The organism is Ruegeria sp. BF8, assembly GCF_056538625.1.
In genome coordinates, this window is record NZ_JBQFTL010000003.1 from 572,553 (window position 1) to 592,872 (window position 20,320).

General features: G+C 59.8%; 15 protein-coding genes. 13 read left to right on the forward strand and 2 right to left on the reverse strand.

Annotated features, from left to right (window positions below; translation table 11 throughout):
- Positions 1–102 precede the first annotated feature (102 nt).
- From ACR0LD_RS13450 to rplA, 3 genes are all read left to right on the forward strand, one after another.
- On the forward strand, positions 103–930 hold the full coding sequence (locus tag ACR0LD_RS13450) for a DUF2189 domain-containing protein (RefSeq protein ID WP_170365018.1): 828 nt from the start codon (positions 103–105) through the stop codon (positions 928–930).
- 229 nt (positions 931–1,159) lie between these two features.
- A complete protein-coding gene (gene rplK / locus ACR0LD_RS13455) occupies positions 1,160–1,609 on the forward strand; it encodes a 50S ribosomal protein L11 (protein ID WP_093964340.1) in 450 nt (149 codons plus the stop codon).
- A gap of 1 nt (position 1,610) precedes the next feature.
- Positions 1,611–2,309 (forward strand): 50S ribosomal protein L1, encoded by a 699-nt coding sequence (rplA, locus tag ACR0LD_RS13460; protein ID WP_093964341.1) that lies wholly within the window; start codon positions 1,611–1,613, stop codon positions 2,307–2,309.
- Positions 2,310–2,374: 65 nt separating this feature from the next.
- On the opposite strand, the gene ACR0LD_RS13465 is transcribed toward rplA, so the two are convergent.
- The gene (locus ACR0LD_RS13465) at positions 2,375–3,646 is read right to left on the reverse strand and encodes a DUF2254 domain-containing protein (protein WP_170365020.1); all 1,272 of its coding nucleotides are present in this window, start codon (positions 3,644–3,646) and stop codon (positions 2,375–2,377) included.
- 331 nt (positions 3,647–3,977) lie between these two features.
- Here ACR0LD_RS13465 and rplJ point away from each other — a divergent pair, with 331 nt between their 5' ends.
- From rplJ to ACR0LD_RS13495, 6 genes are all read left to right on the forward strand, one after another.
- Positions 3,978–4,496, forward strand: a complete 519-nt coding sequence (rplJ, locus tag ACR0LD_RS13470) for a 50S ribosomal protein L10 (RefSeq protein ID WP_093964423.1) — start codon at positions 3,978–3,980, stop codon at positions 4,494–4,496.
- Between the two features lie 79 nt (positions 4,497–4,575).
- Entirely contained in the window at positions 4,576–4,953 is a 378-nt protein-coding gene (gene rplL, locus ACR0LD_RS13475; protein WP_093964343.1) for a 50S ribosomal protein L7/L12, read from the forward strand.
- Between the two features lie 251 nt (positions 4,954–5,204).
- Positions 5,205–9,341 carry a DNA-directed RNA polymerase subunit beta gene (rpoB, locus tag ACR0LD_RS13480; RefSeq protein ID WP_170341436.1) on the forward strand — a complete coding sequence of 1,379 codons (4,137 nt, stop codon included), beginning with the start codon at positions 5,205–5,207 and terminating at the stop codon, positions 9,339–9,341.
- Between the two features lie 50 nt (positions 9,342–9,391).
- Positions 9,392–13,633, forward strand: coding sequence for a DNA-directed RNA polymerase subunit beta' (gene rpoC, locus ACR0LD_RS13485; protein ID WP_170391105.1), 4,242 nt, complete (start codon positions 9,392–9,394; stop codon positions 13,631–13,633).
- Between the two features lie 195 nt (positions 13,634–13,828).
- Positions 13,829–14,938 carry an HlyD family secretion protein gene (locus ACR0LD_RS13490; protein WP_170364368.1) on the forward strand — a complete coding sequence of 370 codons (1,110 nt, stop codon included), beginning with the start codon at positions 13,829–13,831 and terminating at the stop codon, positions 14,936–14,938.
- Positions 14,939–15,083: 145 nt separating this feature from the next.
- Positions 15,084–15,953 carry a DMT family transporter gene (locus tag ACR0LD_RS13495; protein ID WP_170342451.1) on the forward strand — a complete coding sequence of 290 codons (870 nt, stop codon included), beginning with the start codon at positions 15,084–15,086 and terminating at the stop codon, positions 15,951–15,953.
- Here ACR0LD_RS13495 and ACR0LD_RS13500 read toward each other — a convergent pair.
- The gene (locus ACR0LD_RS13500) at positions 15,938–16,744 is read right to left on the reverse strand and encodes a putative rhamnosyl transferase (protein ID WP_480637399.1); all 807 of its coding nucleotides are present in this window, start codon (positions 16,742–16,744) and stop codon (positions 15,938–15,940) included. The genes ACR0LD_RS13495 and ACR0LD_RS13500 overlap by 16 nt on opposite strands.
- 374 nt (positions 16,745–17,118) lie before the next feature.
- Between ACR0LD_RS13500 and rpsL the strand changes: the two genes are divergently transcribed.
- From rpsL to ACR0LD_RS13520, 4 genes are all read left to right on the forward strand, one after another.
- Positions 17,119–17,490: a 30S ribosomal protein S12 gene (gene rpsL / locus ACR0LD_RS13505; RefSeq protein ID WP_005980675.1), complete on the forward strand. Its 372-nt coding sequence runs from the start codon at positions 17,119–17,121 to the stop codon at positions 17,488–17,490.
- 15 nt (positions 17,491–17,505) lie between these two features.
- The gene (gene rpsG / locus ACR0LD_RS13510; protein WP_093964348.1) at positions 17,506–17,976 is read left to right on the forward strand and encodes a 30S ribosomal protein S7; all 471 of its coding nucleotides are present in this window, start codon (positions 17,506–17,508) and stop codon (positions 17,974–17,976) included.
- An 18-nt stretch (positions 17,977–17,994) separates the two neighbouring features.
- Positions 17,995–20,112 (forward strand): elongation factor G, encoded by a 2,118-nt coding sequence (gene fusA, locus ACR0LD_RS13515; protein WP_170360942.1) that lies wholly within the window; start codon positions 17,995–17,997, stop codon positions 20,110–20,112.
- A 60-nt stretch (positions 20,113–20,172) separates the two neighbouring features.
- Positions 20,173–20,320: GTP-binding protein (locus ACR0LD_RS13520; RefSeq protein WP_480637420.1), on the forward strand; the 148-nt coding region annotated here is incomplete at its 3' end.

Sequence of the window (20,320 nt, forward strand, 5' to 3'; positions counted from 1 at the left end):
TTGCCTGATGCACACTTGTGCTTGGTACAGGTATGACCGTTGCGCAGCCGGGCTCGTGGGCCAGAGGATTTGCGCGCAGTGATGCTTTGGGAGGACTCTGTCATGACATCCAAGGCTGCAGGCCCCACGCCACCCGACGAGCTGACCCCGCCTCAGCGGACGATGCCTGTGGTCAACACGGTCACCGCCGCCGACATCACCGACTCGCTGAAGGCCGGGTTTTCCGACTTTCTGGCGCGTCCCATAATGAGCGGATTTTTCGGACTGTTCTATGCCGTCTTCGGGTTTCTGCTGGTCTGGAGCCTGGTCTGGCTTGGCAAGATTTGGATGATCATTCCCGCCGTCGTGGGATTTCCGCTGGTCGCCCCTTTCGCAGCTGCAGGCCTCTATGAGATGTCGCGTCGACTTCAGGCCGGAGAGGATTTTGGCTGGTCGGAAATACTGACGGTCATGGCCAATCAGCGTAAGCGGGAGATGGGCTGGATGGCCTTCGTTACGCTGTTCGTTTTCTGGGTATGGATCTACCAGGTTCGGCTTTGGTTGGCGATCATCCTGCAGAATGCCTCGTTTTCGGATTTCGACGGGTTCCTGAACACCGTGTTCTTTACCCCCCAAGGCTGGGCTTTCCTGGCTGTTGGCACCTGCGTCGGTGCGTTTCTGTCCGCCGTTCTGTTTTCGGTGACTGTTGTTGCCATGCCCTTGCTGCTGGATCGCGACACCGATTTCGTAACGGCCATGCTTACATCGCTCCGTGTTGTCGCCGAAAGCCCTGTGGTCATGCTTGGCTGGGCGGCCATCATCTCGGTCACGATGCTGTTGTCGCTGGTGCCGGCGTTCCTTGGGCTTGTCTTTACGTTGCCGATCCTTGGGCATACCACTTGGCACCTCTACCAGCGCGCCGTTCAGCTGGAGGCGTCTGCCGGTCCATAGCGGGGGCGGCGCCTGCATGCCGACGAACGCCTTGGGGCCGCGGCTTCGCCAGCCATCCGGTTTTCAGTGGCATGCCCTTGCCAACCCATTCGTTCCCCTGTAAACGCCGCCCCTATCGTCTTCGGGCGAGATTCTCTCGTGGGAGATCGCAGGGATCGCGATTCCGGATCGGACCACGCAACATAAAATCGGATGGGACGCGTCCCATTCACGTTGAAAGGAAAACCAAATGGCCAAGAAGCTTGCTGGTACGATGAAGCTGCAGGTTCCTGCAGGTCAGGCGAATCCGTCGCCGCCAGTTGGTCCGGCGCTGGGTCAGCGCGGCATCAACATCATGGAATTCTGCAAGGCGTTCAACGCCAAGACCGCAGACATGGAGCCCGGCGCTCCGTGCCCGACCGTGATCACCTACTATCAGGACAAGTCCTTCACCATGGACATCAAGACGCCGCCCGCGTCTTACTACCTGAAGAAGGCGGCCGGTCTGAAGCCGGTCGGCAAGCGTAACCGCCCCCGTGGCGCGGAGAACCCCGGCCGTGAGACCGTGGCAACCGTGACCACCAAGCAGGTGCGCGAGATCGCCGAAGCCAAAATGAAGGATCTCAACGCCAACGACGTCGAAGGCGCAATGAAGATCATCCTGGGCTCGGCCCGTTCCATGGGCATCGAGGTGAAGTAAGATGGCAAAACTCGGTAAACGTACCCGCGCAGCGCGCGAAGCCGTCGCCGGCAAGGAAAACCTGTCGGTCGAAGAGGCAGTTGCACTGGTCAAGGCCAACGCAACGTCGAAGTTTGACGAAACCATCGAAATCGCCATGAACCTGGGCGTCGACACCCGTCACGCAGACCAGATGGTGCGCGGTGTCGTCGGTCTGCCGAACGGCACCGGCAAGGACATGCGCGTTGCTGTCTTCGCGCGCGGCCCCAAGGCTGACGAGGCGAAAGAAGCCGGTGCGGACATCGTCGGCGCCGAGGACCTGATGGAAAGCATCCAGGCCGGCAACATCGACTTTGACCGTTGCATCGCAACCCCGGACATGATGCCGATCGTCGGTCGTCTGGGTAAGGTTCTGGGCCCCCGCAACCTGATGCCGAACCCCAAGGTCGGCACCGTGACCATGGACGTGAAAGCGGCCGTGGAAGCAGCCAAGGGCGGTGAAGTTCAGTTCAAAGCGGAAAAAGGTGGTGTCGTACACGCAGGCGTTGGCAAGGCGTCGTTCGACGAAGCCAAGCTGGCGGAAAACGTCCGTGCCTTCATCTCGGCCGTTGCCAAGGCGAAGCCGTCGGGCGCCAAGGGCACCTATATGAAGAAAATCGCGCTGAGCTCGACCATGGGCCCCGGCGTGACCGTGGATGTGGCGCAAGCTTCGGGCGAATAAGCCGACACGTTCTTTCGGAAATTCGAACCCCGGGCGGTCATCCTGCCCGGGGTTTTCTTTTGCTCTCAAATAGCAGGTTCGACTGTGACCTGATTGGGTATTTCGCGCACGCGTGCCTTGTCGGCCTCCAGCCTGAGGTCGCGCTCGGCAACGGTCAATGCCTGGTTCGCAGCCGCGTGGGCCGCGGTTGTCATTGCACCGTCTTGAGTCTGCGTTAGTCGGGTCAGCGCGCTGAGAATGGCCTCGTGGACTTCGACCTTGTCACCGGCATCCCGGGAAATGGCCGCATAAGCGTCACGTAGGAACGTGTCGATCGCGATCTCCGGGGCATGGATTCTCGGGAATTGCGGGTCGGCGGGCTGGGTGGGCCGCGAGCCAAGTGGGAGGAGAACCCGCAGCAACCTCTCGACCATCTGAATTGCAGTCATCGGGTCGTTGATACCCGGTGAGAGCGCGCGCTGCGCGATTTCCGACAGGGTTTGAATGCCAAAGCGGGGGTCTTGATTGAAGCTGCGCTCGGTCCCGATCACGAAGGCTTCCCGGATGGTTTCACCATCCATTTTCCGGGTCGCTCTGGCCAGGGGTTGGCCTTCGGTCACGAACTGCCCCGGCAGCGCCATGATCCAGATCTCGCAGTCATTCTCTTCGGCGCAGGAATTCAGCATGCCGACATCCACGTGGCGCACGTTCCCAGTCGAACTGGCCCGCACGTCGTGCCCTGTTCGCGGAACATCCGCGGCGGCTTGATATGGAATGGCGCCGAGGCACGGCAGTTCCATGGCTCGGGTCATGGTGTCCCTGGCGTTTTTTTCTATCTTGCGTGCCGTTTCGGAGATGCTGCCATAGCTGGGCAATTGGTCGATCCAGAGCAAGAGCGCCAGTGTCACCAAAAAGATCACCACCAAGGTGAACGCAAGCGCAACGGCGATGGATTGCTGGGTGTAGACCCCGGTTTCGACAAGGATCAGCGATACGAGCGCGAAGATGAATGCGCCGAGAAACGTGGCCAGCACATTTTGCGAGACACTGTCTTCTTCGATCACCTGCTGGGCGCGGGGGGAGGACTGGTTCGAGGCCCATCGCTGTGCCGCGACCATGATCGACAGCGAAAAGGTCGTGACCGCCAGCATGGATGACGCCAGAATGCCGAGGATCTTTGCCACGGCCTCGGTGCTCAGCCGTTGTGCGAGAAAGTCGGGGACGAAGCCGCCGAGGTAGGTGCCAATCCCCGCGCTGACCACGGCGAGAGCAGCAATCAGGCTGGTTCGAACCCATAATTGGCGAGAAATCTGACGAAACAGGAATTGCGGCTTGGAAATGGATTTCAACTTGATCATCCGTTGATCCTGTTCGGGTTTGCGGTCATTGTCTACCGGCTTGGGGTTCGGTCAATTTACCCCTTGGAAACCCCGGCCATCTGCCCTAAAGAGGGCTGCGGAATAAAGCGTGCGATTCGTCGTGCGCTTTATTTCGTTTCGTCCAAGACGGTGGGTGGGTCCTTCCGGCCCCTTAATTCCCTGCCTGAGACGGGTAAGACCAAAGAATTTCGAGGGTCCTGACCCTCGGGCGCATTTTGGCCAATCCCGTAACAACGGACCTGAACGCCGGGGCGCAGCCCTCGGCAAATATGAGCCGGGGTGAAATATCGCCCCTAACTTGGAGAGAACTGTGGATAGAGCCCAGAAAGAGAAAGTGGTCGAGGAACTCGGCCAAATCTTCGAAAGCTCTGGCGTCGTAGTGGTTGCTCACTACGCCGGTCTGACAGTTGCCGAGATGCAGGACCTTCGCGCACGTGCTCGTGACGCGGGCGGCTCCGTGCGTGTTGCTAAGAACAGGCTCGCCAAAATCGCCCTCGACGGTAAGCCATGTGCGAGCATTGCTGACCTGCTGACGGGTATGACTGTTCTGACCTATTCCGAGGACCCCGTGGCAGCAGCCAAGGTGGCCGAGGACTTCGCTAAGGAGAACCAGAAGTTCGAGATCCTTGGCGGTGCAATGGGCGAGAACGCTCTGGACCGGGCTGGTGTCACAGCCGTGTCGAAAATGCCGTCGCGTGAAGAGCTTATTGCTTCGATCGTGGGCTGCATCGGCGCGCCTGCTTCGAACATCGCCGGTGCAATTGGCGCACCTGCAAGCAACATCGCAAGCATCCTTTCCACCATCGAAGAGAAGGCGGAAGCTGCGTAAGCGGTTGGCACTGAATGATCTGCGTGGGGCACATGCCCTGACGTTGGAACACACACTGTAAACGGAAAGAGCTGATACAATGGCTGATCTGAAGAAACTGGCAGAAGAGATCGTTGGTCTGACCCTGCTGGAAGCACAAGAACTGAAAACCATCCTCAAGGACGAGTACGGCATCGAGCCCGCAGCTGGCGGCGCCGTCATGGTCGCAGGCGCAGCTGGCGATGCCGGCGGTGCAGCTGAGGAAGAGAAAACTGAATTCGACGTCGTTCTGAAGAACGCCGGCGCTTCGAAAATCAACGTCATCAAAGAAGTTCGCGGCATCACCGGCCTGGGCCTGAAAGAAGCCAAGGAACTGGTCGAAGCCGGCGGCAAGATCAAAGAAGGCGTGGACAAGGCAGAAGCCGAAGAGATCAAGGGCAAGCTGGAAGCAGCTGGCGCCGAGGTCGAGCTGGCCTAAGCCTGTCTTTCGGTGCATCGCGGATGCGCCGTGGAATTTGGCTGGGCCCGGAGAAATCCGGGTCCAGCCGAACCTGTCTTAGAAAGGGCCTCATGTGCTGGGGCGTTTTCTAAGACGCGGTTCGCGGATCGGGAGGCTACCATTCGGGACGGTGGCCACGAATTGATCCGGACGTGTCGTCTCGTATGTGCAAGGCGCCGGGGCCCGACGGTGTTTTTGCCCGCTGAGAACATCGAAAGGTGACATCTGACATGGCTCAATCGTTCCTTGGCCAGAAACGTCTTCGGAAATACTACGGCAAAATCCGCGAAGTCCTGGAAATGCCGAACCTCATCGAGGTCCAGAAATCCTCCTATGATCTATTCCTGCGCTCTGGCGATGCCGACCAGCCGACCGACGGCGAAGGTATCAACGGCGTGTTCCAATCGGTCTTTCCGATCAAGGATTTCAACGAAACTTCCGTGCTGGAATTCGTGAAATACGAGCTGGAAAAGCCGAAATACGACGTTGAAGAGTGCATGCAGCGCGATATGACCTACAGCGCGCCGCTGAAGGTCACTCTGCGCCTGATCGTGTTTGATGTCGACGAAGACACCGGGGCCAAATCGGTCAAGGACATCAAGGAACAGGACGTGTTCATGGGCGACATGCCCCTGATGACGCCGAACGGCACCTTCATCGTGAACGGCACCGAGCGCGTGATCGTGTCCCAGATGCACCGGTCGCCCGGTGTGTTCTTCGACCACGACAAGGGCAAGACTCACTCCTCGGGCAAGCTGCTGTTTGCCTGCCGCATTATCCCGTACCGCGGCAGCTGGCTGGACTTCGAGTTCGACGCCAAGGACATCGTCTACGCACGCATCGACCGTCGCCGCAAACTGCCGGTGACCACGCTGCTCTATGCCCTGGGCCTGGACCAGGAAGCGATCATGGACGCGTATTACGACACCGTGTCCTACAAGCTGAACAAGAAGAAGGGCTGGGTCACCCCGTTCTTCCCCGAACGTGTGCGCGGCACCCGTCCCACCTATGACCTGATCGACGCAAAAAGCGGTGAAGTGATTGCCGAAGCCGGCAAGAAGGTCACCCCGCGCGCGGTCAAGCAGCTGATCGACGAGGGCAAGGTCACCGACCTACTGGTGCCGTTCGACCACATCGTCGGCAAGTTCGTCGCCAAGGACATCATCAATGAAGAAACCGGTGCGATCTATGTCGAAGCCGGTGATGAGCTGACGCTGGAATATGACAAGGATGGCGAGCTGATCGGCGGCACCGTGAAGGAGCTGATCGATGCCGGCATCACCGATATTCCGGTTCTGGACATCGACAACATCAACGTCGGTCCGTACATCCGCAACACCATGGCGCAGGACAAGAACATGGGCCGCGAAAGCGCGCTGATGGACATCTACCGCGTCATGCGTCCGGGCGAGCCGCCCACCGTCGAGGCCGCGTCGGCTCTGTTCGACACCCTGTTCTTCGACAGCGAGCGCTATGATCTGTCGGCCGTTGGCCGCGTGAAGATGAACATGCGCCTGAACCTGGATGCTCCGGACACCCTGCGGACTCTGCGCCGCGAAGACATCGTGGCCTGCATCAAGGCACTGGTCGAGCTTCGTGACGGCAAAGGCGACGTGGACGACATCGACCACCTAGGCAACCGTCGTGTGCGCTCGGTCGGCGAACTGATGGAAAACCAGTACCGCGTCGGCCTGCTGCGCATGGAACGCGCCATCAAAGAGCGCATGTCGTCGGTCGAGATCGACACCGTCATGCCGCAGGACCTGATCAACGCGAAACCGGCGGCGGCCGCCGTGCGTGAATTCTTCGGCAGCTCGCAGCTGTCGCAGTTCATGGACCAGACCAACCCGCTGTCGGAAGTCACCCACAAACGCCGCCTGTCGGCGCTTGGCCCGGGTGGTCTGACGCGCGAGCGTGCGGGTTTTGAGGTGCGCGACGTGCACCCTACCCACTATGGCCGGATGTGCCCGATTGAAACGCCTGAAGGTCCGAACATCGGTCTGATCAACTCGCTGGCCACCTTTGCCCGCGTGAACAAGTACGGTTTCATCGAAACCCCCTATCGCGTTGTGAAAGGCGGGCAGGTGACCGACGAGGTCCACTACATGTCCGCGACCGAGGAGATGCGTCACACCGTGGCCCAGGCCAACGCGACGCTGGATACGGATGGCAAGTTCATCAACGATCTGGTCTCGACCCGTCAGGCCGGTGACTACACGCTTGCCCCGCGCGAAAATGTGGACCTGATCGACGTGTCGCCGAAACAGCTGGTTTCGGTTGCTGCATCGCTGATCCCGTTCCTTGAAAATGACGACGCCAACCGCGCTCTGATGGGCTCGAACATGCAACGTCAGGCGGTTCCGCTGCTGCGGGCCGAGGCGCCGCTGGTCGGTACAGGGATTGAGGAAAAGGTTGCGATCGACTCGGGTGCTGCGATTCAGGCGAAACGGGCCGGTATCATCGACCAGGTCGATGCCCAGCGTATCGTTATCCGTGCCACCGAAGATCTGGAACTGGGCGACGCTGGCGTTGACATCTATCGTCTGCGCAAATTCCAGCGGTCGAACCAGAACACCTGCATTAACCAGCGTCCGCTGATCAAGGTGGGTGACACCGTCCAGAAGGGCGAAGTCATTGCCGATGGTCCGTCGACCGATATGGGTGAACTGGCCTTGGGTAAGAACGTGGTCGTCGCGTTCATGCCGTGGAACGGTTACAACTACGAAGACTCGATCCTGATCTCGGAACGTATCGCACGTGACGACGTCTTTACCTCGGTCCATATCGAGGAATTCGAAGTCGCCGCCCGTGACACCAAGCTGGGTCCGGAAGAGATCACCCGCGACATCCCGAACGTCGGTGAAGAAGCGCTGCGCAACCTCGACGAGGCGGGCATCGTTTACATCGGTGCGGATGTTGAGCCGGGCGATATTCTGGTAGGCAAGATCACTCCGAAGGGCGAAAGCCCGATGACCCCGGAAGAAAAGCTGCTGCGCGCCATCTTTGGTGAAAAGGCATCTGACGTGCGCGATACCTCGCTGCGCGTGAAACCGGGCGATTACGGTACGGTCGTCGAAGTCCGCGTCTTCAACCGTCACGGCGTCGAGAAAGACGAGCGTGCGCTGCAGATCGAGCGTGAGGAAGTCGAACGTCTGGCCCGTGACCGGGACGACGAACTGGCGATCCTCGACCGCAACATCTATGCGCGTCTCAAGTCGATGATCCTGGGCAAAACCGCCGTCAAGGGGCCGAAAGGCGTCAAGGCGGGCTCGGAGATCACCGAAGAGCTGCTCGAGTCGCTGACCCGCGGTCAGTGGTGGCAGCTGGCGCTGGAAGACGAGAAGGACGCCCAGATCGTCGAGGCTCTGAACGAGCAGTACGAGGTGCAGAAACGCGCCCTGGATGCCCGTTTCGAAGACAAGGTCGAGAAGGTCCGCCGTGGCGACGACCTGCCGCCGGGCGTGATGAAGATGGTCAAGGTCTTCATCGCCGTGAAGCGCAAGCTGCAGCCGGGCGACAAGATGGCCGGCCGTCACGGGAACAAGGGTGTGATCTCGAAGGTCGTGCCGATGGAGGACATGCCGTTCCTTGCGGATGGTACTCCGGTCGACTTCTGTCTGAACCCTCTGGGCGTGCCGTCGCGTATGAACGTCGGTCAGATCCTTGAAACCCACATGGGTTGGGCCGCGCGCGGTCTGGGTCTGAAGATCGACGAGGCGCTGCAGGAATACCGCCGCTCGGGCGACCTGACACCGGTCCGTGACGCGATGAAACACGCCTATGGCGAGGATGTCTACGAAGAGGGCATCAGCGGCATGGACGAAGATCAGCTGATCGAAGCGGCCAGCAACGTGACCCGCGGTGTTCCGATCGCAACTCCGGTCTTTGACGGCGCCAAAGAGGCCGACGTCAACGACGCGCTGATCCGCGCCGGTTTCTCGGAAAGCGGTCAGTCGATCCTGTTCGACGGCCGCACCGGCGAGCAGTTCGCGCGTCCGGTGACCGTGGGCATCAAGTACCTGCTGAAACTGCACCACCTGGTGGACGACAAGATCCACGCGCGTTCGACCGGGCCGTACAGCCTGGTGACCCAGCAGCCGCTGGGCGGCAAGGCGCAGTTCGGTGGTCAGCGCTTTGGTGAGATGGAGGTCTGGGCTCTGGAAGCTTACGGCGCCGCCTACACCCTGCAGGAGATGCTCACCGTGAAATCGGATGACGTCGCCGGCCGGACCAAGGTCTATGAGTCGATCGTCAAGGGCGAGGATAACTTCGAGGCGGGCGTACCGGAATCGTTCAACGTTCTGGTTAAAGAAGTCCGTGGCCTCGGCCTGAATATGGAACTCCTGGATGCGGAGGTTGAGGAGTAAGGGCGCTGCCCTTTCTCCCGTCCCCCCTTCCGCAAGATTTGAGGTAACAAATGAACCAGGAAATCACCAACAACCCGTTCAACCCGCTGACGCCGCCCAAGGTTTTCGACGAGATCAAGGTCTCGCTGGCGTCGCCCGAGCGGATCCTGTCTTGGTCCTATGGCGAGATCAAGAAGCCCGAAACCATTAACTACCGGACGTTCAAGCCCGAGCGTGACGGCCTGTTCTGCGCGCGTATCTTTGGCCCGATCAAAGACTACGAATGCCTGTGCGGCAAATACAAGCGGATGAAGTATCGCGGCGTTGTCTGCGAGAAATGCGGTGTGGAAGTCACCCTGCAGAAGGTTCGCCGCGAGCGTATGGGCCACATCGAACTGGCCGCGCCCGTCGCTCACATCTGGTTCCTGAAATCGCTGCCTTCCCGCATCGGTCTGATGCTGGACATGACGCTGCGCGATCTGGAACGCGTTCTGTACTTTGAAAACTACGTCGTCATCGAGCCCGGTCTGACGGACCTGACCTACGGCCAGATGCTGACCGAAGAAGAGTACATGGACGCGCAGGATGCTTATGGCATGGACGCGTTCACCGCGAATATCGGTGCCGAAGCCATCCGTGAGATGCTGGCCCAGATCGATCTGGAAGCCGAAGCCGAGCAGCTGCGCGCTGATCTGGCCGAAGCAACCGGCGAGTTGAAGCCCAAGAAGATCATCAAGCGTCTGAAGGTTGTTGAATCCTTCCTCGAGTCGGGCAACCGCCCCGAGTGGATGGTGATGACCGTGATTCCGGTCATTCCGCCGGAACTGCGTCCGCTGGTTCCGCTGGATGGTGGCCGTTTTGCGACTTCGGACCTGAATGACCTTTATCGCCGCGTCATCAACCGGAACAACCGTCTGAAGCGTCTGATCGAGCTTCGCGCGCCTGACATCATCGTCCGCAACGAAAAGCGGATGCTGCAGGAATCCGTGGATGCTCTGTTCGACAACGGCCGTCGTGGCCGCGTGATCACCGGCGCCAACAAGCGTCCGCTGAAATCGCTGTCGGACATGCTGAAAGGCAAGCAGGGCCGCTTCCGTCAGAACCTTCTGGGTAAGCGCGTCGACTTTTCGGGCCGTTCGGTCATCGTGACCGGCCCCGAGCTCAAGCTGCACCAGTGTGGTCTGCCCAAGAAGATGGCGCTGGAACTGTTCAAGCCCTTCATCTACTCGCGCCTTGAAGCCAAGGGTCTGTCTTCGACCGTGAAGCAGGCGAAGAAACTGGTCGAGAAAGAGCGTCCCGAAGTGTGGGATATCCTTGACGAGGTGATCCGCGAACACCCTGTCATGCTGAACCGTGCGCCGACGCTGCACCGTCTTGGCATTCAGGCGTTCGAACCGGTTCTGATCGAAGGTAAAGCCATCCAGCTGCACCCGCTGGTCTGTTCGGCCTTCAACGCCGACTTCGACGGTGACCAGATGGCCGTTCACGTCCCGCTGAGCCTTGAGGCGCAGCTGGAAGCGCGTGTTCTGATGATGTCGACGAACAACGTTCTGTCGCCTGCAAACGGCGCTCCGATCATCGTTCCGTCGCAGGACATGATCCTGGGTCTCTACTACGTGACCCTGGAACGCGAAGGCATGCCCGGCGAAGGCAAGGTCTTTGGTTCGATCGACGAAGTCCAGCACGCGCTGGACGCGGGCGAGGTGCACCTGCACTCGAAAATCACCGCGCGGATCACCCAGATCGACGAAGAAGGCAACGAGGTTCAGAAGCGTTTTGAAACCACGCCGGGCCGTGTTCGCTTGGGGGCTCTGCTGCCCAAGAACAACAAGGCACCGTTTGAACTGGTCAACCGCCTGTTGCGGAAGAAAGAAGTGCAACAGGTGATCGACACCGTCTACCGCTACTGCGGCCAGAAAGAGTCGGTGATCTTCTGCGACCAGATCATGTCGATGGGCTTCAAGGAAGCTTTCAAGGCCGGTATTTCGTTCGGCAAGGACGACATGGTGATCCCCGAGGACAAGTGGGGCATCGTGGACGAAACCCGCGAACAGGTGAAAGACTTCGAACAGCAGTACATGGACGGCCTGATCACTCAGGGCGAAAAGTACAACAAGGTTGTCGATGCCTGGTCGAAGTGTAACGACCGCGTAACCGAAGCCATGATGCGCACCATCTCGGCCGTGGCCAAGGATGAGGGCGGCGCCGACAAAGAGCCGAACTCGGTCTACATGATGGCGCACTCCGGTGCGCGTGGCTCGGTGACCCAGATGAAGCAGCTGGGCGGCATGCGCGGCCTGATGGCCAAGCCGAACGGCGACATCATCGAGACGCCGATCATCTCGAACTTCAAGGAAGGTCTGACCGTTCTTGAATACTTCAACTCGACCCACGGTGCCCGTAAGGGTCTGTCGGATACCGCTCTGAAGACGGCGAACTCGGGCTACCTGACCCGTCGTCTTGTTGACGTCGCGCAGGATTGCATCGTGCGCGAGGTTGATTGTGGAACCGACCGTGCGATCACGGCCGAAGCTGCGGTCAATGACGGCGAAGTCGTCGCATCGCTGGCGGAACGCGTTCTGGGCCGTGTGGCCGCAGATGACGTTCTGCGTCCGGGAACCGACGAGGTCATCGTCGCCGCCGGACAGCTGATCGACGAACGCATGGCCGATACGATCGACGAGGCCGGTGTTGCCTCGATGCGCATCCGCTCACCTCTGACCTGTGAGTCCGAGGAAGGTGTCTGTGCAACCTGCTACGGTCGTGACCTTGCGCGCGGGACCATGGTGAACACCGGTGAGGCTGTCGGCATCATCGCCGCGCAGTCGATCGGTGAACCGGGTACGCAGCTGACGATGCGGACCTTCCACATCGGTGGTGTTGCGCAAGGTGGTCAGCAGTCGTTCCAGGAAGCGAACCAGGACGGTGTCGTTGCCTTTGAGAACCCGCAGATTCTGGTCAATGCCGCCGGCGAAAGTCTGGTCATGGGCCGGAACATGAAGCTGGTGATCAAGGATGAGCACGGCGAAGAGCGCGCCAGCTTCAAGCTGGGCTACGGTTCGAAGCTGTTCGTCAAGGAAGGCACCAAGGTCAAGCGCGGCGACAAGCTGTTCGAGTGGGACCCCTACACCCTGCCGATCATTGCCGAGAAAGCCGGTACCGCAAAATACGTCGACCTGGTTTCGGGCATTGCTGTCCGCGACGAGACCGACGATGCAACCGGCATGACCCAGAAGATCGTGATCGACTGGCGCGCCGCCCCCAAAGGCAGCGATCTGAAGCCCGAGATCATTCTGGTGGACGACAACGGCGAGCCGGTCCGCAACGATGCGGGCAACCCGGTTCACTATCCGATGTCTGTGGACGCGATCCTGTCGGTCGAAGACGGTCAGAAGATCGAAGCCGGTGACGTTGTTGCGCGTATCCCGCGTGAAGGCGCCAAGACCAAGGACATCACCGGTGGTCTGCCGCGTGTGGCCGAACTGTTCGAAGCGCGTCGTCCGAAAGATCACGCAATCATCGCGGAAGCCGATGGTTACGTGCGCTTTGGCCGCGACTACAAGAACAAGCGCCGCATCAGCATCGAGCCGGTCGACGAGTCGCTGGAGACGATTGAGTACATGGTGCCCAAAGGCAAGCACATCCCGGTGCAGGAAGGCGACTTCGTGCAGAAGGGTGACTACATCATGGACGGCAACCCGGCTCCGCATGACATCCTGTCGATCATGGGTGTCGAGGCGCTGGCTGACTACATGATCAACGAGGTGCAAGAGGTCTACCGCCTGCAGGGCGTGAAGATCAACGACAAGCACATCGAAGTCATCGTGCGCCAGATGCTGCAGAAGTGGGAGATCCTGGACTCGGGCGACACCACCTTGCTGAAGGGCGAACATGTCGACAAGCAGGAGTTCGACGCGGCCAACGAGAAGACCATCGCCCGCGGTGGTCGTCCGGCCCAGGGCGAGCCGATCCTTCTGGGGATCACCAAGGCTTCGCTGCAAACGCGTTCGTTCATCTCGGCGGCGTCGTTCCAGGAAACCACCCGTGTGCTGACCGAAGCTTCGGTTCAAGGCAAGAAGGACAAGCTGGTTGGCCTGAAAGAGAACGTCATCGTCGGTCGTCTGATCCCGGCCGGTACCGGTGGTGCGACTCAGCGTGTCCGCCAGATCGCGCAGCAGCGTGACAATGTCGTCATCGAGGCACGTCGCGAAGAGGCCGAGGCCGCAGCCGCGCTGGCCGCTCCGATGATGGATGATGACATGGTCGGCGACGAGCTGGACTCGCTGGTGGAAACTCCGGAAAGCCGCGAATAATATCGGCGACGAGAAACTCAGAAAGGCCCTGCGGTTCCGCGGGGCCTTTTTTGTTTCGGCCGGTGCCGGAAGCGGCCAGGGTTCGATCCAAACACTGTGATTTCAAACGGAACTGCTGCATACTCAAAAATCAGAATGTGGTAATGGAATTGCTCCCGTCATCACTGTTTGGAACTCAACACGGGTCTTGATCGGATGCTCATAGTCCTTGGATTGTATTTTGGCGTGATTTGGCTGGTCTTCTCCAAGTTCAGCCTGCTGCCCTGGAATGGCTTCTGGAAGACCGTTTCATACGGTGGGGCCGCCGTCGTCGCGTTGGTTGTCATCGGCGCACTCAACCACACGGCGCCTACGGGGCCTGTGTCGGTTCTGGGTGTTCAGACAAGCATTGTGCCTAATGTCTCCGGAACGGTCGTCGAAGTTGCCGTTGAGCCGAACCAGAAGGTCAACGAAGGCGATCTCTTGTTCAGAATCGATCCCGAGTTCTACGTGCTCGAGGTAGCGCGGCTGGAGGCATCTCTGGAAGCCGCCCGGTCGGCAGCGGACCAATTGACCACGGATCTGGCGGCTGCCGAAGCCGATATCGCTTCATTGACCGCGCAACTTGTTTTTGGGCAGCAGCGGCGGGATGACATCGTTCAACTGGAAGAGCGTGGCGCATCCACCACCTTCAAACTGCAGGAAGCGGTCGCGACGATCGAACAGCTCACCGCAAGCATTCGTGCAGCAGAAGCGCGAAAAGCGGGGCTGGAGCGCCGGATCGCAGCTCAGATCGACGGTGAGGATGTGGCGGTCGTGGAGGCCGAACAGGCGCTTGCGCAGGCCGAATGGAACCTCAAGCAGACGGAAGTCTACGCGCCGGGCGACGGGATCGTCAGTGCGGTCACGCTGCGCCCGGGCAATCGCGCGACAACCTTCCAAGGCGCATTGACCTTCATAGATCCGACGAACCACGCGTTGGTGGCCTCGCTGCCCCAATCCAGCCGTTCCAATGTCGGCCTTGGCGATGAAATACGTGTGGCGCTGCGAACCCAGCCGGGATCCGAGATCACGGGGACTATTTCGGGGTTTCCGCCGGCCCTGTCTGAGGGCGCATTGGATCTCCGCTCCGGTTTACCTTCGATGCGCGAACTTGTCGGGATCACCAGCTTTCCGGTCCTCATCGAACTTCCTGGCGATGTACCTCTGGAAACACTTCAATTCGGGGCGTCGGGCACCGCGCTTGTGATGACCGACAAGGCCGGGCCGATTTCGCCACTTGCAGAGATACTGTTTTGGGTCACCCAGAAGCTGAACTACCTGTAGGCGGCAACGCAGAAACCCACCCCATGGCAGTGATCAGGTACAACTGCGATCGGACCAAACAAAATCGAATTGGCCGTATCACAAGTTGACAATCTGCTCAGGTGAGATGCCAATGCCGGGACCAGATTGAAACCGGGCCATGGCAATGACACCGAACGTCAAAGGCGCCCTGCTGATGATGGGCAGCATGGCCGCATTCACTGTGAACGATACGCTGGTCAAGGCGGCCGGTCAGGAGGTGCCACTGTTCCAGCTGGTGGCTCTGCGTGGGTTGTTGGCGACGATCCTGGTTTTTGCGCTGGCGCGGCATCTGGGGGCATTGCATCTGCGGTTCGGGCGGCACGACCGCTGGTTGGTGGCTTTTCGTTGCGTGGCGGAATTGTCGGCGACGTTCTTCTTCCTCACGGCTTTGATGCACATGCCGCTGGCCAATGTGACCGCGGTTCTGCAAGCCCTGCCGCTGACCGTAACCCTGGGTGCGGCCCTGTTCTTTTCGGAACAGATCGGGTGGCGGCGGATCATGGCCATTGCATTGGGGTTTGCAGGCATGTTGCTGATCGTGCGACCGGGTCCGGACGGATTCAGCATCTATGCCATGTATGCCTTGATTGCCGTCATCTGCGTGACGGCTCGGGATTTGATCACCCGCCGAATGTCGCCCGAGGTGCCGTCGATGGTCGTCACATTGGCAACCTCATTGACGATTACCACCGGTGCGGCAATTGCCTCGGTCTTCCAGGGTTGGGTGCCGATGACGGCCGGGTCGGGGATGTTGATTGCCTCGGCAGCAGTTTTCGTCCTGCTGGGGTATCTCTTCAGCGTCATGGTGATGCGCGTTGGCGAGGTCAGCTTTGTCGCGCCGTTCCGATACTCGAGCCTGATCTGGGCCTTGGGTCTGGGATGGGCGGTATTCGGAGATTGGCCTGACCGGATCACCATGCTGGGTGCCGCACTGGTGGTCACCGCGGGCCTGTTCACCCTCTTTCGCGAGCGGGCACTTCAGGCGTCCGAATAGACGCGTCGGACCACCGCCGGATCAATTGCAAACCGGGTTTCGAACTGCTTTGCCAGAGCGGGGGTCAACGGTTCCAGCTTGGCCTTGCTTGTGCGGGTGTTGGGTGAATCGTTGAACCCGTTGAGAGTGCGCACCCACATCGGCGGTTCGTTCTGGCTGATGACTGGCATGAAGTTGCCGATCTTTTGGTGGGCAAAGTTCATGATCGTCAGCTCACAACCGCCGCGCACATACATCCCAAAACCAACACCCAGCAGGGACCGGTGAACCGGCGTGGCCTGGATTCCGCTGGCGTCGAACCGGGCAAGAAAGCCGTGATTGAAATCGATGGCAACCATCTTGTTGCGCCGCACCAGCCCTTCGGCGTCCTGAACCGCGCGGCGCAGCAATTCGACGAAATCCACCGCAATCGCATCGTCGTCATCATGACGGAATTGCAGGCATGGCAGGTCAGGGTTCAAGCGTGCCCGGTTCAGGACGTCCTTCATGATAGAGCGATGCCGGCCGGGTTCCCGCGAGACGATTTGCACTTGTTTCATGCCCGAAGTCAGGTCGTTCAGACGATCGCGGGCGACCCGAGGCAGACAGGTCCCCGTCACGATCACAAACTGAAACCGCGGATCCGTCTGGGCGCGCAGGGCGGGCAGGGCACAGGCCTCGAACAGGCGGAACCGCTCGTCCAGACGCCGGGGGTCATACAGATAGCGCCGGCGCGCTTCGACCGACTCGTGCATGGTCTGGAACCCGCCGATGGCCGGGTAGGAGAAACGGCACAGACCAATGACTTGCATCTTCACTTCCGGTAGGAATACACCAGTGCAGACTATGCCCCGAGGGATGTGACACCGCAACCGATGTCGCTTCCGCCGCGACGCACGACTGCGAGGCGGGCGGGCATCTGCCGGGGCTGTTGACAGTCGGACCGACTCCCCCTATACGCCCGTCATCTCGGTACCGGGGGCCGCCCCAAAACCGATTTCAGTATTGAACTGGTCAAGGCCCGGACAATTTTGCAGTTCGCGCCCTCTGATAACCAACCGCGACGTTCACCTCGGAATGGGAACGCTCGCGGGTTTTGCGCTTGTGGACGCATTGGCGCAGCGAAGTTAGCCGCACGCAACGCGCGTGCATGTCATGTGTGTTGCAAAACGGGGAAGAAACCGGAATGCCAACTATTCAACAGCTGATCCGCAAACCGCGGCAGCCCAAAGTAAAACGCTCGAAGTCCATGCACCTGGAGCAGTGCCCGCAGAAGCGCGGCGTCTGCACCCGCGTGTACACCACCACGCCGAAGAAGCCGAACTCGGCTATGCGTAAGGTTGCCAAGGTGCGCCTGACCAACGGTTACGAAGTCATTTCGTACATCCCGGGTGAAAGCCACAACCTGCAAGAACACTCGGTTGTTCTGATCCGTGGCGGCCGTGTGAAAGACCTTCCGGGTGTCCGCTACCACATCCTGCGTGGTGTTCTGGATACCCAGGGCGTCAAAGACCGTAAGCAACGTCGTTCGAAATACGGCGCGAAGCGTCCCAAGTAAGAAGGAGAGGCTGATATGTCACGTCGTCACGCCGCCGAAAAACGCGAAGTCCTGCCTGACGCCAAATTTGGCGACAAGGTCCTGACCAAGTTCATGAACAACCTGATGATCGACGGCAAGAAGTCGGTCGCAGAGCGTATCGTCTACAACGCCTTCGACCGCGTTGAGAGCAAGATCAAACGCGCTCCTGTCGAGGTGTTCCACGAAGCACTCGACAACATCAAGCCGTCGGTCGAGGTTCGCTCGCGCCGGGTTGGTGGTGCAACCTACCAGGTTCCGGTCGAAGTGCGCCCCGAGCGCCGCGAAGCTCTGGCCATCCGCTGGCTGATCACCGCCGCGCGCGGCCGCAACGAAAACACCATGGAAGAACGCCTCGCCGGCGAACTGCTGGACGCCGTACAGTCCCGCGGTACTGCCGTTAAGAAGCGCGAAGACACCCACAAGATGGCCGAGGCGAACAAAGCCTTCAGCCACTATCGTTGGTAATCCCAGAGGCTTATCCAAATGGCACGCGAATATCCGCTCGAACTATACCGTAACTTCGGTATCATGGCGCACATCGATGCAGGCAAGACCACCTGCTCGGAGCGTATCCTGTATTACACCGGCAAATCCCACAACATCGGTGAGGTGCACGATGGTGCAGCCACCATGGACTGGATGGAGCAGGAGCAGGAACGCGGCATCACCATCACTTCGGCTGCGACCACCACCTTCTGGGAGCGCACCGAGGACGGTCAGACCGCCGATACCCCCAAGCACCGCCTGAACATCATCGACACCCCCGGCCACGTTGACTTCACCATCGAAGTCGAGCGTTCGCTGGCGGTTCTCGACGGTGCCGTCTGCGTTCTGGACGCAAACGCCGGTGTCGAACCCCAGACCGAAACCGTGTGGCGTCAGGCTGACCGCTACAAAGTTCCGCGCATGGTCTTCGTCAACAAGATGGACAAGATCGGCGCCGACTTCTTCAACTGCGTTCGCATGATCGAAGACCGCACCGGCGCGCGCGCCGTCCCTGTCGGTATCCCGATCGGTGCAGAGAACGAGCTGGAAGGCCTGATCGACCTGGTCACCATGGAAGAATGGCTGTGGCAGGGCGAAGACCTGGGCGCAAGCTGGGTCAAAGCTCCGATCCGCGACAGCCTGAAGGACATGGCTGAAGAATGGCGCGGCAAGATGATCGAAGCGGCCGTCGAAGAAGACGACGACGCGATGATGGAATACCTGGAAGGCAACGAGCCCGACATTCCGACCCTGCGCAAACTGCTGCGCAAGGGCACCCTGGCGCTGCACTTCGTGCCGGTTCTGGGTGGTTCGGCGTTCAAGAACAAAGGTGTTCAGCCGCTGCTCAACGCCGTGATCGACTATCTGCCCAGCCCGCTGGACGTTGTCGACTACATGGGCTTCAAACCCGGTGACGAGGAAGAAGTCCGCAACATCGCGCGTCGCGCTGACGATGACATGGCCTTCTCGGGCCTGGCGTTCAAAATCATGAACGACCCCTTCGTTGGCTCGCTGACCTTCACCCGGATCTACTCGGGCGTTCTGAACAAGGGCGACTCGATCCTGAACTCGACCAAAGGCAAGAAAGAGCGCATCGGTCGTATGATGATGATGCACTCGAACAACCGGGAAGAGATCGAAGAGGCGTTCGCAGGCGACATCATCGCTCTGGCGGGTCTGAAAGACACCACCACCGGTGACACCCTGTGCGATCCGAAGGATCCCGTGGTTCTGGAAACCATGACCTTCCCCGATCCGGTGATCGAGATCGCGGTCGAGCCCAAAACCAAGGGCGACCAGGAAAAGATGTCTCAGGGTCTGGCCCGTCTGGCCGCCGAAGACCCGTCCTTCCGCGTGGAAACCGACCTGGAATCGGGTCAGACCATCATGAAGGGCATGGGCGAACTTCACCTGGACATCCTGGTCGACCGTCTGAAGCGCGAGTTCAAGGTCGAAGCCAACATCGGTGCGCCGCAGGTGGCCTATCGTGAGACCATCTCGATGCCGATCGAACACACCTACACCCACAAGAAACAGTCGGGTGGTTCGGGTCAGTTCGCTGAGGTCAAGCTCGAGATCACTCCGACCGAACCGGGCGAAGGTTATTCGTTCGAAAGCCGCATCGTTGGTGGTGCCGTTCCGAAGGAATACATCCCGGGTGTCGAAAAAGGCATCCAGTCCGTCATGGACAGCGGCCCGCTGGCCGGCTTCCCCGTGATCGACTTCAAGGTTGCCCTGCTGGACGGTAAATTCCACGACGTCGACTCGAGCGTTCTGGCGTTCGAAATCGCGGCGCGGATGTGCATGCGCGAAGGTCTGAAAAAGGCCGGCGCGAAACTGCTGGAACCGATCATGAAGGTCGAAGTGATCACCCCGGAAGAGTACACCGGCGGTATCATCGGCGACCTGACTTCGCGTCGGGGCCAGGTGTCTGGACAAGAGCCGCGCGGCAACGCGATTGCGATCGACGCATTCGTGCCGCTGGCCAACATGTTCGGCTACATCAACACTCTGCGTTCGATGTCGTCGGGCCGCGCCCAGTTCACCATGCAGTTCGACCACTATGATCCGGTTCCGCAGAACATCGCGGAAGAGATTCAGGCAAAATACGCATAACCGAAAAATAGAGGGAGCCTGCTGCCCGGGCTCCCTTCATTTCCGAAAAAGGAGGCCATCATGGCAAAGGAAAAGTTTGAGCGTACAAAACCGCACGTCAACATTGGCACGATTGGCCACGTTGACCACGGCAAGACGACGCTGACCGCAGCAATCACCAAGTATTTCGGCGACTTCAAGGCGTATGACCAGATTGACGGTGCGCCGG